Source organism: Pseudomonas sp. LBUM1679 (assembly GCF_059695565.1).
Genome location: NZ_CP166774.1, coordinates 6,153,803 through 6,168,886, shown reverse-complemented (window position 1 = coordinate 6,168,886; position 15,084 = coordinate 6,153,803). Strand labels below are relative to the sequence as shown.

Here is a 15,084-nt window from a genome sequence, read left to right as displayed (position 1 = left end):
GGAACATCCTCGCGGGGGCGCTTATTTGATGTGCCGTCCGCCGTTGACGGTCAGGGTGGTGCCGGTGACATAAGGGTTGTCGAGCAGATAGCGCAAGCTCTGGTAGATCACTTCGCTGCCGGGTTCGATACCCAGCGCGGACTTGGCCAATGCCTTGGCGCGGTACGCCGCGTCGTCGTCGGGGTTGAACAGTAGCAGGGCTGGCGCGATCCCGTTGACCTTGATGGTCGGCGCGTATTTGGCGGCGAAAGACAGGGTCAGGCTATCGAGCCCGGCTTTGCTGGCGCAATAGCCGATGTGCTTGCTGCTGCCCTTGCGGGTCACGTCATCGCTGATGTGCACGATGTCGGCAGGGCACGAGCGTTCGAGCAAATCGGCACAATGCAGATTGATCAGGTAGGGCGCCAGCATATGTACGTTGAACATGCGGGTAAAGGCGGCGGCGTCGGTGTCCGGGGTTTCGGCCAGCCATTCGGAGGCGTTATGGACGATCGCCCGCAGGCTGTCGGTGTGGGTGTGCAGTTCGCTGATGAAGGCAAAAATCCCGGCTTCGGTGGAGAAGTCGGCAAACACCGCGGTCGCCCCCAGGTCGCGCAGGGTTTGCACACCGGGGCGCTCGCTGCGGTAGCTGAAGATCACCGGGTGGCCATCTTCGAGCAATCGCTGCGCACAGTGCAGGCCGACACGCTGGCCGGCGCCGGTGATGAGGATCGGGGCGAATGAAGAGGTCATGAACGGCTCGCGTCGCAGTGAGAGCAAAACTATACCAGCGAACGGGAGACCTACACCTATCAGGGCGTGTCTTCTGCAGGCCTTGAATTACGATAGGGCAAGCGAGGTACAATGGGATCCAATTCACATGGACGTAAAACTATACATGCCTGTGTTGACCGACGTTATCCCGACTGTGCAAGACGCTGCTTCGCTCGGACGTGAAGAGCTGTTTCCGATTCGCGAAGTGGCGCGCCTGACCGGCGTCAACCCGGTCACGCTACGCGCCTGGGAACGACGTTATGGGCTGATTCAGCTCAAGCGCACCGACAGTGGGCATCGTCTGTATTCGATGAACGATATCGAGCGCATTCACAGCATTCTCAGCTGGATCGAACGCGGCGTTGCGGTCAGCAAGGTCGGCAAGATACTGGCCCGGGCTGCACCGCTCCAGGTGCTGTCGCCCTTTATCCCGAATGAACTCGTGCAAGCGGACTACGCGCAATGGCAGGAGCAAGTCCAGGCGGCGGTCAGTGCCTTTGACGAGGCTCGCCTGGAGCAGGTCTATGGACAGATCTTTTCCAGTTACCCGCTGACGGTGGTGTTTCAGAACATCCTGCTGCCGCTGTGGAAGCTGTTGCTGCAGCGCCAGGACGCCTTTGGCCAGGCCAGCGAATGGCTGTTTCTGGATGGCTTCCTGCGTTCTCGCGTGTTGCAACGTCTGCTGCTGGTGCGGGTCATGCAACCGCGACGCGTGATTGTCTGCGCGCTTGACGATCAGTGCCGTGAACTCGAAGTGCTGGTCACGGCGCTGTTTCTGAGCAGTGTCGATTCGGCCATCCAAGTGCTGGCGCTGGGTCAGCCCTTCGACGAATTGACCCTGGTCTGCGAAAGGGTCAAGCCCCAGGCGCTGGTGCTGTTTTCCAATCATATGCCAGCACCCGAGTTGCCACGACGCTTGAATCGTCTGGCCTTGGGTCTGGATTGCCAGTTGATGCTGGCAGGGGATGCGTCGGATCTCGCGCAGGAGAGCCTGGCCGGGTCGTCGGTCGGTTGTCTGGGGAGTGAGGCAATGGTGATGCGTCAACGGTTGAAGCAGTTTCTGGCCGGCAATCTCGATACTTGAGTTACAGATGCAGGGCGGGATGAGTCAGCCGATGCTGTTGCAGGATGAATTGGCGCAGACGTTCGGTTTCGTCCTTGTCGCCCTGGTTCAACTGATAGGCATGGAAGCCATTATCGGTTTCTTTTTCGAGGGTGCCGCGCAACGCAATCCGCTCATAGCCTGACGGGCTGAACCACAAGGCGAAATGCCTGGGGGGTTTGGTCTTGTTGCGAACTTCCAGCAAAACCCCTTTGAACGACACTTCGTGTACCCACATTCTGCCAGGATGGCCGCTGGCATTTTCCAGCGCAACCGGCTCCTCGAGCACCAGGCGCCAGGGCCGGACCATGGGTCCGTCTTCATAGATGCTGGGCACGCCGAGGCGTAAATGCAGCGCGTGAAACTCGTCTTCCACCAGCTGCAGCGGGAAGGTCATCTGCTGGTTTTCGAACGTGGCCTGGAGGGTGACTTGCTCATGAGCGGCAAGGCGCGTGAGCAAGTCACGGATCTGCGAACCACCGTTGACGAGCAGGCTCGACGTCGCATCCCGCACATTGAGCTGAGGGTTATGCTGCATGGTCTGGATAAAATCCAGTTCATCCTGAGTCAGGAGTGCGTCGCGCTGCATGATCGGCTCGAAGAAAATAGTTACAAAGTCATCGGTGATTGTAGTAAGTGACCATTAATTCGCGGTTTTGTTTTCGCCGTTCGTCGCTTTGAGTGCCGCAATTTCGGCCTGGACCTCAGCCAATTGCGCCTCCAGTTGCGCCACCCGCTGCTGCGCCTTGACCTGGACGGTGACGTCTTTCTGCACACCGACATAATAAGTCTGCCCGTCGTGCGGATTTTTCACCGTCGACAGCGACAGTTCGTTCCAGAATGGTGTGCCATCCTTGCGGTAATTGCGAAGAACTTCCCGGCAGGAACCGCCGCGGCGCAATGCCTCTCGAATCAACGGCAGGGCGTCCTGATCGCGGTCCCCGGACTGAAGGAAACGGCAATCCTGGTAGAGGATTTCTTCGCTGGAATAACCGGTCAGCCGCTCGAATGCCGGGTTGACGTAGATCAGAATGTAGTCTTGCTCGCCTTCCTTTTCGGCAATCACGATGCCGTCGTTGGAAGCTTTGATCACCATTTGCAGCAGTTGGGCATTGATCATTGGAGAGTCCTTTCCAGGTTGATTGAGCGCAGCAGTCTAAAAGCACTCTAGCGGCCATCAATGCTAAATGAGAGCTGATCGCAGCTTTTTTGCTGTGGCTGTTAATATCCCCCTTCTTTTTTACTCAGCTTCAGGATCAGATTGATGAAAGTCGCCATCCTTTCCGGCTCGGTGTACGGCACGGCTGAAGAAGTCGCCCGCCACGCTGCGAGCATTTTGAACAACGCAGGCTTTGATACCTTCCATAACCCGCGCGCGAGCCTCGCCGATGTTCAGGCCTTTGGCCCTGAGGCCTTCCTGGCGGTGACCTCGACCACGGGCATGGGCGAGCTGCCGGACAACTTGCAACCGATGTATTTCGCCATACGCGACCAGTTGCCAGCGGCCTGGCGTGGCTTGCCGGGCGCCGTGATCGGTCTGGGCGATGCGAGCTACGGCGACACTTTCTGTGGCGGTGGGGAACTGATGCGTGAACTGTTCGGCGAACTGGGCATTCGCGAAGTGCTGCCCATGCTGCGCCTGGACGCCAGCGAAAGCGTGACCCCGGAAACCGACGCCGAGCCCTGGCTGGCAGAGTTGGTCAGTGCCCTGCGGGGCTGACCGGCCGCTCGCGCAGCCATTAAATGGACAGTGAAAAGAGGCTCGGTGGCGGGATGGGTCATCGTGCTGACGGGTTTGCTGAACCTGTTCGCTGCGCCATTGCTGGCAACGGTACTTTGATGGGATCCAGCCTGGCGGCGCACTGACTCGCTAGGCCATCAAGCTGGCTGCCAATGCAACTACACGATCTCTGGAGGCTGACTAGACTCGATAGTCATTGGCAACACTCCATAATAAAAAAGTCGAGGTTCCTGGCCGTGAGCGTAACCCCCGTGCAATCGCCCCCCAGTGTCAAAGACCAGGTCAGTGCCGCCGAGTGGCAGACCCGCGTCGATCTGGCTGCCTGCTACCGCCTGGTCGCTCAGCATGGCTGGGATGATCTGATTTTCACGCACATCTCGGCCAGAGTGCCGGGCACCGAAGATTTTTTGATCAACCCGTTCGGGCAGATGTTCCACGAGATCACCGCGTCGAGCCTGGTCAAGGTCGATCAGGCGGGCAACAAGCTGATGGCCAGCCCCTACGAGATCAACCCCGCGGGCTACACCATCCACAGCGCTGTGCATGAAGTGCGTCATGATGTCGTTTGCGTACTGCATACTCACACGGCGGCAGGCGTCGCGGTGTCGGCGCAGAAGCAAGGGGTGTTGCCGATCAGCCAGCAGGCATTGTTTGTCTTGTCCAGCCTGGCGTATCACGCCTATGAAGGCGTTGCGCTCAACCATGAAGAGAAAGCCCGGCTGCAAGCCGACCTCGGTGACAACAATTTCCTGATGCTGCATAACCATGGTCTGCTGACCTGTGGCAGCACCATCGCCGACACCTTCCTGATGATGTTCAACTTCCAGCGCGCCTGCGATATCCAGGTGCTGGCGCAAAACGGTGGTGCCGAGCTGATCGCCATCGAACCGCAGATTCTGGCGGGTGCCAAAGCGATGATCGCCGGCGTTACCAAAAGTGCTCAAGGAATGGGTGGCGCGTTGGCCTGGCCGGCGTTGCTGCGCAAACTCGATAAACTCGACCCGGGTTATAAATGCTGATGCCACTCGCCGAGATCCCCCTGTGTGTCTGGCGCAAGCGCGGCCAGACGTTCGTATTTCGTGGCCAGACCCTGCGCTACTGGACGGCGGGGCAGGGTGAGCCCCTGTTGCTCATTCATGGCTTCCCGACCGCCAGTTGGGACTGGCATTACCTGTGGCAACCCCTGATCCAGCGGTATCGGGTGATTGCCTGCGACATGCTCGGCTTTGGCGACTCCGCCAAACCGCAGGACCATGAATACAGCCTGCTCGAGCAGGCTGATCTGCAGCAGGCGTTACTGGCTCATTTGAACGTCGAGCAGCCGGTGCATGTGCTCGCCCACGATTATGGCGACAGCGTCGCCCAGGAACTGTTGGCCCGGCATTACGAAGCGCGCGTGCATATCGCCAGCTGCGTATTCCTCAACGGAGGCCTGTTTCCCGAAACCCATCGCCCGGTCCTGATGCAAAAACTATTGCTCAGCCCCTTGGGCTGGATGATTGGGCGAGCCTTTTCCCGTGACGGCCTGGTGAAGAGCTTCCGGCAGATCTTCGGTCCTCAGAGCTGCCCCACCGAGAGCGAGATGGATGATTTCTGGAGCCTGATCGAGAGCAATAACGGGACACGGGTCATGCACAAGTTGATCGCCTATATCCCCGAGCGGCGTGTGCAGCGTGAGCGCTGGGTTGGCGCGATGCAGCGCGGTGAAGTGCCGTTGCGGGTGATCGACGGCGAGGTCGATCCGGTCTCCGGCGCGCACATGGTCGAGCGCTATCGGGAGCTGATCCCGAACCCGGACACGGTCCTGTTGCCCGGCATCGGCCACTACCCGCAGACCGAAGCGCCGGGGCTGGTGCTCAAGCACTATCTGGAATTTCGCGATCAGCAGATTTCGCCGCCGCGCAAGGTGGCGTGTTCCTGAGTCGCTCCGAAAAGATCGCAGCCTCGTTTCACTCGTCAGCTCCTACGCCTACCGGGTACATCCGCGACATTGCGGCGTACACGCACTCTGTAGGAGCTGACGAGTGAAACGAGGCTGCGATCTTTTACCATCCACCGCAAATTCCAACTCATCATCCCCCAGCCTTATCGCACACCATTCAGCCTCCCCCGTGTTCATTGTGACCCGCATCGCCGTGCCTGAAACTCGGCCCCATTGTCCCTGGCCTGCTGGAGTCCCCCCGATGAACGAGTCTGTGCGCTTCGAAGATAAAGTGGTGATTATTACGGGTGCAGGTGGCGGCCTGGGGCGGGCGCATGCGCTCCTTTTTGCAAAACAAGGCGCCAGAGTGCTGGTCAACGACCTCGGCGGCTCGACCCAGGGCGAAGGCGCAAACGCTTCGGCGGCGGACCGTGTGGTGGCCGAAATCCGCGAGGCGGGCGGCACTGCCGAGGCCAACCATGACTCCGTCACCGATGGCGACAAAATCGTCCAGAATGCCCTCGACGTATTCGGTCGGGTCGACGTCGTGGTCAACAACGCCGGGATCCTGCGGGACAAGACCTTCCATAAAATGGACGACGGCGACTGGGACCTGGTGTATCGGGTCCACGTCGAAGGTGCCTACAAAGTCACCCGCGCCGCCTGGCCGCACCTGCGCGAGCAGAACTACGGCCGGGTGATCTTCACCGCATCGACCTCGGGCATCTACGGCAACTTCGGCCAGTCCAACTACGGCATGGCCAAGCTCGGCCTCTACGGCCTGACCCGCACCCTGGCCATCGAAGGCCGCAAGAACAACATCCTGGTCAACGCCATCGCCCCCACCGGCGGCACCCGCATGACCGAAGGCCTGATCCCCCCGCAAGTGTTCGAACAACTCAAGCCGGAACTGGTCAGCCCGCTGGTGGTGTACCTGGCCAGCGAAAACTGCCAGGAAACCTCCGGGCTGTTTGAAGTCGGTGGCGGCTGGATGGGCAAGGTCCGCTGGGAACGCAGCCTGGGCGCCGGGTTTGATCCGCGGGTGGGGTTCTCACCGGAGGATGTGGCGGCGCATTGGCAGCAGATCTGTGATTTTGAAGGGGCGGCGCATCCAAAGGACAATATTGAGGCGTTGAAGGAAATGATGGGGAATTTGCAGAAGTATTCGATTTAAGGAGTGCGATGCCCCAAGCCGCAGGATGCGGCTTGGGGTGTCATTTTTTACTCGACGTAGCGTTTTTCCATGACGAACTGGGGGGGCTTTGGTTCATCAAGAAAAATACTTGCGAACCAACGCCGTCAGATTCGCTGCCGTTTGCGCATCCATGACCCCGTTATAGTTTTCCGGGCGAAAGTGCAACTGAAACGCCCGAACAAGCTGGGTGAAGCCTTGTTCGGGCGTCCCACCGGACACGTCATACCCGTAAGTCTTGAACATCTTCAGCAATTCGGACCGGGCTGGAATCTCGGACTCGACATATTGCTGCTGAAGGGCATTTCGAGTGGTCTCGTCGAACCAGGCACCGATGCCTTTCAAGTACAGCGCATGCCAGGGGAATTGCGGGCCCGGGTCACTCTTGCGGCCGACCGAAATATCCGAGTGGCCCAGGACTTGGGTCGGGGTGATATCCGGGTAGCGTTCAAGGATGTTCAGCGCCAGCGCTTCAATCGCCGTGATTTGTGCGGGATGATAGGGCGGAAAAGTGAACTTTCCTTGGTTAAAAGAAGCAAGATTGACAATTTCAATGCCGATAGAGGTGTCATTCAGATTGCTTCGATTACCCCACTGGCTGATGCCCGCATGCCATGCGCGCTGGGTTTCGTCGACGAGATTGAAGATGACCTGATCGGTATGACCTGCTTTGAGGTAGCTCTGATCCGTTATGTCGGGCACCAGATAGTGGGCGCTGACATTCGGGCCGGTCAGTACTTTGAGTGAGCTGGAGAAGGTGCCGGCTGTATAGTGAAAGACCAGAAATTGTATTTGGTTTTTAAAGGTCTTTGTGCAGTGATTGTTTTTATAATCAGTCGAGATCATGGGAGCGTACTCTTAATGAATAAAGTTGATGTCGGCGCACGATTGCAAATGAGTGCTGGCTGTTATTAACTTTAATCATCCGGTGCTTCATATGTTTCCAGAATCGTGTAGTCACTTTCCGAAAGTTATGTAGGCGATGGAAAAGTTTCGTTCATAAAAACGGCTTTCACTGAATCCCGGGAAACACAGATAACGCAGTACCTGTAGGAGCCGGCTTGCTGGCGATGGACTCAAGTGCGCCGCGTTTACCCAGACCGCACGCGTTATCGTTAACGATCATCGCCAGCAAGCCGGCTCCTACAAGGGATCGTGTCCAAGCTGGAAAATGCAGTGGCCTCCAAACCAGCGAACGCCGCCCATAAAAAAGGCCGCTGCAAGCGCAGCGGCCAAAGTAAGACGTTGGATCAAGGAGCTACAAATCAACGTCAGTGAACACAGGGCGATGAGTCGAAAATTTTCAATTCATCTAAAAACTGTTGCCAATGGAATGGAACGATCACAGGCCATTCGCCGTGCTTTCAGGCTGTTTGCCGTGAAAGCCCATCAAGAATAAGCCCTTGGCGTCAAAGGAGAAATAGCGATTGCAGACATGCACTGTTGCAGTTTGTGTAACAGTCTCTGCAGCTGTTGCCGGTGAACGCATGCTTTGCGCTGATAACCCTCCATCCAGCTCATCCATATCCCGGGCAAAACCCCACCCGCTGCAGCCTTTCATCCTTTAGAGCGACACCACGAATACCTCCTTGGTGCGCTTATCGCCTTCGGGATGCGGCAGTAGGGTGTGGCCTTCTGTCACTCACCGGGGAAGACGCATGACAAAAACAACAATGCGCGCCATCTTCACACCGCAGGCGCTGGCCGCCGCGGTGGCCTTGGGATGCTGTGCCCAGGCGCAGGCCGTTTCATTCAACATCGGCGAAATTGAAGGGACATTCGACTCCTCATTGTCCGTTGGCGCGAGCTGGGGCATGCGCGATGCCGATAAGGCGCTGGTGGGTATCGTCAATGGCGGGACCGGCCAGGCGTCGACCGGTGACGACGGGCGGCTGAACTTCAAGAAGGGCGAAACCTTCTCCAAGATCTTCAAGGGGATCCACGATCTTGAGCTGAAGTATGGTGACACCGGGGTGTTTGTCCGCGGCAAGTATTGGTACGACTTCGAACTGAAGGACGAAGATCGCGAATTCAAGCCGATCAGCGATAAAAATCGCAAGGAGGGCGCCAAGTCTGCCGGTGCGCAGATCCTCGACGCCTTCGTCTATCACAACTATTCCATCGCCGATCTGCCGGGCACTGTGCGCGCTGGCAAGCAGGTGGTCAGCTGGGGCGAAAGCACGTTCATCGGCAACTCGATCAACAGCATCAACCCGGTCGACGTTTCGGCGTTCCGCCGCCCTGGGGCCGAGATCAAGGAAGGCCTGATCCCGGTGAACATGCTGTTCGCCTCCCAGGGCCTGACCGACAAACTTAACGTGGAAGGCTTCTATCAACTGGAGTGGGACCAGACCGTTCTCGACAACTGCGGCACCTTCTTTGGCGGTGACGTGGCGGCAGACGGTTGCACCACGGGCTACACAGTCGCCAGCCCGGCCATCGCGCCGTTGCAACCGATTGCCGCCGCGTTTGGCCAGGGCTTCCAGGTCGGCAGGGAAGGGGTGATTGTGCCCCGTGGCGGTGACCGCGACGCCCGCGACTCCGGGCAATGGGGCACGGCGCTGCGCTGGCTGGGCGACGATACCGAATACGGCCTGTACTTCATGAACTACCACAGCCGCACGCCGAACGTCGGCACCACGACGGCCGGCCTGGGCACCTTGTCGCAAATCCCGGCCATCGTCGGTACCGCCAACGCTATTGCGCCCGGCACCGGATCGGCGCTGGCCCAGAGTGTGATGCTCGGTCGCGGCCAGTATTACCTCGAGTACCCGGAAGACATTCGTCTCTACGGTGCAAGTTTTTCTACCACCTTGCCGACCGGCACCGCGTGGACCGGCGAGATCAGCTATCGCCCCAACGCACCGGTGCAGCTCAACAGCACCGACCTGACGCTGGCGATGCTCAACCCGATCGCCGGCGGCGCGGCGTCGCCTATCGCGACGACGCCAGGCGCTGACAATAAAGGCTATCGCCGCAAGGAAGTGACGCAAATCCAGAGCACCCTGACCCACTTCATCGACCAGGTGATGGGCGCGGACCGGCTGACCCTGGTGGGTGAAGGGGCGGTTGTTCACGTTGGCGGGCTGGAGGGCCGCTCCAGGCTGCGCTACGGCCGCGACTCGGTGTACGGCCAATATGGTTTTGGCGGCGATACCGACGGCTTTGTCACGTCGACCTCCTGGGGATACCGCGCCCGCGCCATCCTTGACTACAACAACGTCATCGCCGGGATCAATTTCAAACCCAACCTGTCCTGGTCCCATGACGTCGCCGGTTACGGCCCCAACGGGCTGTTCAACGAAGGCGCCAAGGCGATCAGCCTCGGCGTCGACGCCGACTACCGCAATACCTATACCGCGAGCTTGAGTTACACCGATTTTTTCGGCGGTGACTACAACACCCTGGAAGACCGCGACTTCCTGGCGTTGAGCTTTGGCGTGAACTTCTGATCTGGCTGAGAGGATGAAATCAATGCGCAAGATGATTCTGCAATGCGGCGCCCTGGCCCTGAGCCTGCTGGCTGCCAACGTCATGGCCGCGGTGTCGCCGGAAGAGGCGAACAAGCTTGGCACCAGCCTGACCCCGCTGGGCGGCGAGAAGGCTGGCAACGCCGATGGCTCGATCCCGGCCTGGACCGGCGGCCTGCCGAAAAACGCCGGAGCCGTGGACAGCAAGGGTTTTCTGGCCGACCCGTTCGCCAATGAAAAGCCGTTGTTCACCATCACCGCGGCGACGGTGGACAAGTACAAGGACAAGCTCTCCGATGGCCAGATAGCGATGTTCAAGCGCTACCCCGAGACCTATAAAATCCCGGTTTACCCCACCCACCGTACCGTGGCCGTGCCAGCGGACATCAATGAGTCGGCCAAGCGCAGCGCCCTGAACGTGACACCGATCAATGACGGGAACGGCCTGGCCAATTTCACCGGCAATCGCTACTACGCGTTTCCGATTCCGAAGAACGGTGTCGAGGTGATCTGGAACCACGTCACCCGTTATCACGGCGGTAACCTGCGCCGTACCATCACCCAGGCCACACCGCAGACCAATGGGGATTTCACGGTCATCCGCTTCAAGGACGAGGTTGCCGTGCCGTCGCTGGTGGGGGATCTGAAACCGGGCAGCGATGAGAACGTACTCAGCTATTTCAAGCAGGAAGTCACCGCGCCAGCGCGGCTGGCGGGCAACGTGTTGCTGGTGCACGAGACCCTCGATCAGGTCCAGGAGCCGCGCAAGGCCTGGATCTACAACGCCGGCCAGCGACGTGTACGCCGTGCGCCGCAAGTCGCCTATGACGGCGTGGGCACCTCGTCCGACGGGCTGCGGACCACCGACAACTTCGACATGTTTTCCGGTGCACCGGATCGCTACGACTGGAAGCTGGTCGGCAAGAAAGAAATGTACATCCCGTACAACAGCTACAAGCTCGATTCGCCCAGCCTCAAGTACACCGACGTGATCCAGGCCGGGCACATCAATCAGGACCTGACCCGGTATGAGCTGCACCGGGTCTGGGAGGTGGTCGCCACGGTCAAGCCGAACGAGCGGCACGTGTATGCCAAGCGTCACATGTACATCGACGAAGACAGCTGGCAAGTCGCACTGGCCGACCACTACGACGGTCGCGGTCAGCTGTGGCGTGTCGCCGAAGGGCATGCGCAGTTCTACTACGATCACCAGGTCCCGGCGTATACCGTTGAAGCGCTGTATGACCTGATTGCCGGTCGCTACATTGCCCTGGGGATGAAGAACGAGGAGAAACGCAGCTTCGAATTCGGTGTCGTCGCCAAAGCAGGGGACTACACGCCGGCAGCCTTGCGGAGTACAGGGGTGAGGTAAGCTTTCCTACAGTCGTCCTACAGAAAAAGGTGACATAAGGTCACCTTTTTTATAGGGGTCGATCAGTGCGTTGAATACTTCTTCAACAAGCTGTCGGGACAGGGCTAGGGTGGCGCCACAATTATAAAAAGGCGCACCACTATGACTGCCATGACGCTGTGTCTGGACCGTCCTGGACTCCTGCCCCGTTTGTCTTGCCACCACCAGTCGCGCGACCGGTTGATCGAACCCATGCTGGCATCGACGGCGCGGGTGAAATTGCTCTGCGCACCGGCGGGCAGCGGCAAGAGTGCGCTGCTCGTCGAATGCCTGTTGCAGGCGCCCGCACAGTGTCAGGTCCATTGGCTGCCGTTGGCGGGGGAGGCGATCAGTGTGGTCGATTTTCGCCAGCGCCTGGCGCAAACCCTGGGGTTGCCGGCATCGGATGAGCCCGCGTTGCTGGCGCATCTGGCTCGACTGCAGACAACCACCTGGCTGTTTCTCGATGACTATTGCCGTGTTCCCCAGCCGCAACTGGATCTGTTGCTCGACCGGTTGCTGGCCATCAGCAGCCCGCAGGTCACCTGGTGGCTGAGCGGTCGGCGGCGTCCGCAATGCAATTGGCCACGCCTGCTGCTGGATGACGAATTGTACGATTGCGATTGCTCCACGCTGGCGTTCACTCAGGGTGAAATCGAACACCTGCTGCATCACCTGGAGCCGGCTCTGGCCGCGAAAGCTGCCGAGCGGATTTTCCAGCGCAGTGGTGGCTGGTGCGCCGGGGTACGGATGGCGCTGCTGCAAAAATGCGACTGGTCACGCAGCGACACACGCCATGGTCGGCCGGACACCCTGCACGATTACCTGGAACATGAGCTCTTCGCCAGCCTGACCCCGGAGCTTGCCGAAGCCTGGCGGGTGTTGGCCCACTTGCCACGTTTCAATGCCCGGCTCTGCGATCACCTGTTCGGCGCGGGCGAGGGCACTCAATGCTTGAGCGCGCTGCAGGAACTGGGCTGCTTCATCGAGCCTTGGCAAAACTCGGCAGACTGGCTGCGGATTTTCGCGCCCCTGACCCGGTTGATGCGCGACGAACAATGGCCGGCCGGGCGCTCCTGGCATCGGCGTGCCTGTCAGTGGTTCGCCGCCGAACTGGACTGGAAGGCCGCGTTCGAACAGGCCTTGCTGGCCGAAGAGTACGAGGTCGCCGTCAGCTTGTTGCAGCATTTCAATTTCGAGCAGCTGTTCGAAGAGCAGACCGTGGTACTGCTGTTGCGTTTGCACGAGCTACAAGGCGAAGAACTGATGCTCGGTTCGCCCCAACTGGTCGGGCTGGTCACCGCGGCCTTGTTGTTTGCCGGACGCTTCGAGCAGGCGGGTGAGTGCATCGCCCATTTGTCGCGCTTCCTGCCCCAACCGTCAGCGTTCCACCAACGGCAATTGATCGCGCGTTGGCAGGCACAACAAGGATGGTTGCTGCATTTGCAGGGGCGCATGGAGGCTTCACGGGCACACTTTCTTGAGGCGCTCGACGCGCTGGGGCCAGCATTCTGGCCCGTGCGGCTGATGTGCCTGTCCGGTTTGACGCAACAGGCCCTGGTGCGGGGCGAACTCGAGGTGGCGCAGGCGCTCAACCGTGAGGCGTTGTGCCTGGCCCGGGCGCAAGGCTCGCTGGTGTTTGAAGGCCTGCTGGAACTCGATCACGCCCAGTTGCTCGAGCAACGGGGGGCTTGCGGCAGAGCCGAGCACTTGCTCGCCAACATGGACGGCCTGCTCCTGCGGCAGCAACCGCTGGCCGAACCCTTGCTGGGACGGATTGCCCTGCATCGTGGGCGTCTGAGCTTGAGTCAGGGCCGGGAAACGCAGGCGGCGGCGTATTTCGAGACCGGCCTGCAGATCTGCCTGCGCAACCAGGATAAACGCGCGCTGTATGGGTTCCTCGGCCTGGCACAATTGGCGGCCAATCGGCTGGATTATGCGCAAGCCTTCGTCCTGCTGCGTGACGCCGAACGGCTGATGCAACAACGACGGATTCCAGACACGGTGTACCGCAGTGCCCTGTTGCAAATCAGCTGCCATTTCTGGCTGCAGCAGGGCCGGCCGCACCTGGCTCATGAAGCCCTGACCCGGGTGCTCCGTCACTATCAGGGCCCCCTCGCACGTCAGGCACCGCCGGCGACGCTGGAGCTGATTCCGGTCCTGGACTATCTGTTGGTATTGACCGAGGTTTATCTGGGACAGGCGCACAGGCCTGTGGCCCGGCTCGAGGCGCAATTGCATTGGGCCAGGCTGCGCGGGATGTCGGGGCTGCAGGCGCAATTGCACCTGGCGCTGGCCGAAGTCGCCTGGCTGACCGACAACCCGGCCGTTGCCCGGCAATCGTTGCAGGAAGGCCTGGCCCTGGTCGAGCGTTGTCACCTGCAACAGGCCTTGCGCGATTTGCAGTTGCGCCAGCCACGGTTGCCGCAGGCCATTGGACGGGCCGAACCGGGTCATGATCCTGAGGTGGCGGCCGCCACCGGGAACCGGTTGAGTCAACGTGAAATCGAAGTACTCACGTTAGTGGCACAGGGCAACTCGAACCAGCAAATTGCCGATCTGTTATTCATCTCGTTGCACACGGTGAAAACCCACGCGCGACGCATCAATGGCAAGTTGGGGGTGGAACGCAGGACTCAAGCGGTGGCCAGGGCCAAAGCATTGGGCATTGTCATTTGACGGCGGGCGACTCGTAGCCCATCCGCCAACTCACGGCCTGCGTCGTCGCCAGCAATCGCCGGGCCGCCGGGCCGTTTTCGTCGGCATGAAACAACGAGGTCGGGCCGACAATGGTGATCACTGCCGCCACGTGCCCGACGGCGTTGAACACCGGCGCCGACAGCGCATCGACACCCGGCATCAGCAATCCATGCACATGATGCAGGCCACGGTCACGGATCTGCCCGAACAGGGTTTCATAGGCCTGATCTTCGGCGAGGGCGTGCGCGCTGTCGTTTTGCAGTTCCTGCTCGCGCAAATCCACGGTTTCACGCTTGGGCAGGAACGCGCCGAATACCAGCCCGGTCGATGAGCTGAGCAATGGCAGCACCGAGCCCAATTGCGTGACCACTGTCACTGCGCGCACCGCCGGCTCGATATGCACCACGGTTGCGCCCTGATTGCCCCACACCGCCAGAAAGCAGGTTTCGTTCAACTCATCGCGCAACTCGGCCAAGGGCAGGGCGGCGACTTTCAGCACGTCCATACTGTTGAGGGCGGCCAACCCGACGCGCAAGGCTTCGCGACCCAGGCCGTAATGGTTGGTGGTGGTGTTCTGCTCGGCAAAGCCGCTGGCGATCAAGGCCTGCAGATAGCGGTGAACCTTGCTCGCCGGCATCTGCACGTGTTCGGCCAGGCGCGATAACGAGGTCGATGGCGACAACTCGGCCAGGGCCTTGAGGATGTCGGTACCGACTTCGGCCGAGCGGACTTTCTGTTTGCCGTTGCTGTCAGGCTTTTCCATGGAAGCGGTGATCCCGGGACGAATGGGCGTCTTTATAGCTTGACGGTCATTA

Annotated in this window: 14 protein-coding genes and 1 pseudogene; 9 read left to right on the top strand and 6 right to left on the bottom strand. The window is 59.9% G+C overall.

What is annotated here, in order from left to right; translation table 11 throughout:
- Positions 1-21 precede the first annotated feature (21 nt).
- The gene (gene folM, locus ACA062_RS28120; RefSeq protein WP_497453953.1) at positions 22-732 is read right to left on the bottom strand and encodes a dihydromonapterin reductase; all 711 of its coding nucleotides are present in this window, start codon (positions 730-732) and stop codon (positions 22-24) included.
- Between the two features lie 145 nt (positions 733-877).
- On the opposite strand from folM, the gene ACA062_RS28115 reads away from it, so the two are divergent.
- Entirely contained in the window at positions 878-1,837 is a 960-nt protein-coding gene (locus ACA062_RS28115) for a MerR family transcriptional regulator (RefSeq protein ID WP_497457505.1), read from the top strand.
- A 1-nt stretch (position 1,838) separates the two neighbouring features.
- Here the strand turns inward: ACA062_RS28115 and ACA062_RS28110 are convergent, their stop codons facing one another.
- Complete coding sequence (locus ACA062_RS28110; RefSeq protein ID WP_497453952.1) at positions 1,839-2,444, bottom strand: hypothetical protein; 606 nt, start codon at positions 2,442-2,444, stop codon at positions 1,839-1,841.
- 54 nt (positions 2,445-2,498) lie between these two features.
- A complete protein-coding gene (locus ACA062_RS28105) occupies positions 2,499-2,975 on the bottom strand; it encodes a PAS domain-containing protein (protein WP_497453951.1) in 477 nt (158 codons plus the stop codon).
- Positions 2,976-3,119: 144 nt separating this feature from the next.
- Between ACA062_RS28105 and ACA062_RS28100 the strand changes: the two genes are divergently transcribed.
- The 5 genes and pseudogenes from ACA062_RS28100 to ACA062_RS28080 all read left to right on the top strand — a co-directional run bounded on the left by ACA062_RS28100 (position 3,120) and on the right by ACA062_RS28080 (position 6,691).
- Positions 3,120-3,575, top strand: coding sequence for a flavodoxin (locus ACA062_RS28100; RefSeq protein WP_497453950.1), 456 nt, complete (start codon positions 3,120-3,122; stop codon positions 3,573-3,575).
- Between the two features lie 33 nt (positions 3,576-3,608).
- A pseudogene (locus tag ACA062_RS28095) lies at positions 3,609-3,695 on the top strand (LrgB family protein); the annotation flags it as partial.
- Between the two features lie 137 nt (positions 3,696-3,832).
- Positions 3,833-4,615 carry a class II aldolase/adducin family protein gene (locus ACA062_RS28090; RefSeq protein WP_497453949.1) on the top strand — a complete coding sequence of 261 codons (783 nt, stop codon included), beginning with the start codon at positions 3,833-3,835 and terminating at the stop codon, positions 4,613-4,615.
- Positions 4,615-5,517 carry an alpha/beta fold hydrolase gene (locus ACA062_RS28085; RefSeq protein ID WP_497457504.1) on the top strand — a complete coding sequence of 301 codons (903 nt, stop codon included), beginning with the start codon at positions 4,615-4,617 and terminating at the stop codon, positions 5,515-5,517. Before ACA062_RS28090 ends, ACA062_RS28085 begins: the two co-directional genes overlap by 1 nt.
- A gap of 262 nt (positions 5,518-5,779) precedes the next feature.
- A complete protein-coding gene (locus ACA062_RS28080; RefSeq protein ID WP_497453948.1) occupies positions 5,780-6,691 on the top strand; it encodes an SDR family oxidoreductase in 912 nt (303 codons plus the stop codon).
- Between the two features lie 96 nt (positions 6,692-6,787).
- On the opposite strand, the gene ACA062_RS28075 is transcribed toward ACA062_RS28080, so the two are convergent.
- Entirely contained in the window at positions 6,788-7,555 is a 768-nt protein-coding gene (locus tag ACA062_RS28075; protein WP_497453947.1) for an N-acetylmuramoyl-L-alanine amidase, read from the bottom strand.
- A gap of 496 nt (positions 7,556-8,051) precedes the next feature.
- Positions 8,052-8,234: a hypothetical protein gene (locus tag ACA062_RS28070; RefSeq protein WP_497453946.1), complete on the bottom strand. Its 183-nt coding sequence runs from the start codon at positions 8,232-8,234 to the stop codon at positions 8,052-8,054.
- 133 nt (positions 8,235-8,367) lie between these two features.
- Between ACA062_RS28070 and ACA062_RS28065 the strand changes: the two genes are divergently transcribed.
- The 3 genes from ACA062_RS28065 to ACA062_RS28055 all read left to right on the top strand — a co-directional run bounded on the left by ACA062_RS28065 (position 8,368) and on the right by ACA062_RS28055 (position 14,248).
- Positions 8,368-10,161 (top strand): DUF1302 domain-containing protein, encoded by a 1,794-nt coding sequence (locus tag ACA062_RS28065; RefSeq protein WP_497453945.1) that lies wholly within the window; start codon positions 8,368-8,370, stop codon positions 10,159-10,161.
- A 22-nt stretch (positions 10,162-10,183) separates the two neighbouring features.
- Positions 10,184-11,551, top strand: coding sequence for a DUF1329 domain-containing protein (locus tag ACA062_RS28060; protein WP_497453944.1), 1,368 nt, complete (start codon positions 10,184-10,186; stop codon positions 11,549-11,551).
- 141 nt (positions 11,552-11,692) lie between these two features.
- The gene (locus tag ACA062_RS28055; RefSeq protein ID WP_497453943.1) at positions 11,693-14,248 is read left to right on the top strand and encodes a LuxR C-terminal-related transcriptional regulator; all 2,556 of its coding nucleotides are present in this window, start codon (positions 11,693-11,695) and stop codon (positions 14,246-14,248) included.
- Here ACA062_RS28055 and ACA062_RS28050 read toward each other — a convergent pair.
- Complete coding sequence (locus ACA062_RS28050) at positions 14,241-15,032, bottom strand: IclR family transcriptional regulator (protein WP_497453942.1); 792 nt, start codon at positions 15,030-15,032, stop codon at positions 14,241-14,243. The genes ACA062_RS28055 and ACA062_RS28050 overlap by 8 nt on opposite strands.
- Positions 15,033-15,084: the final 52 nt, after the last annotated feature.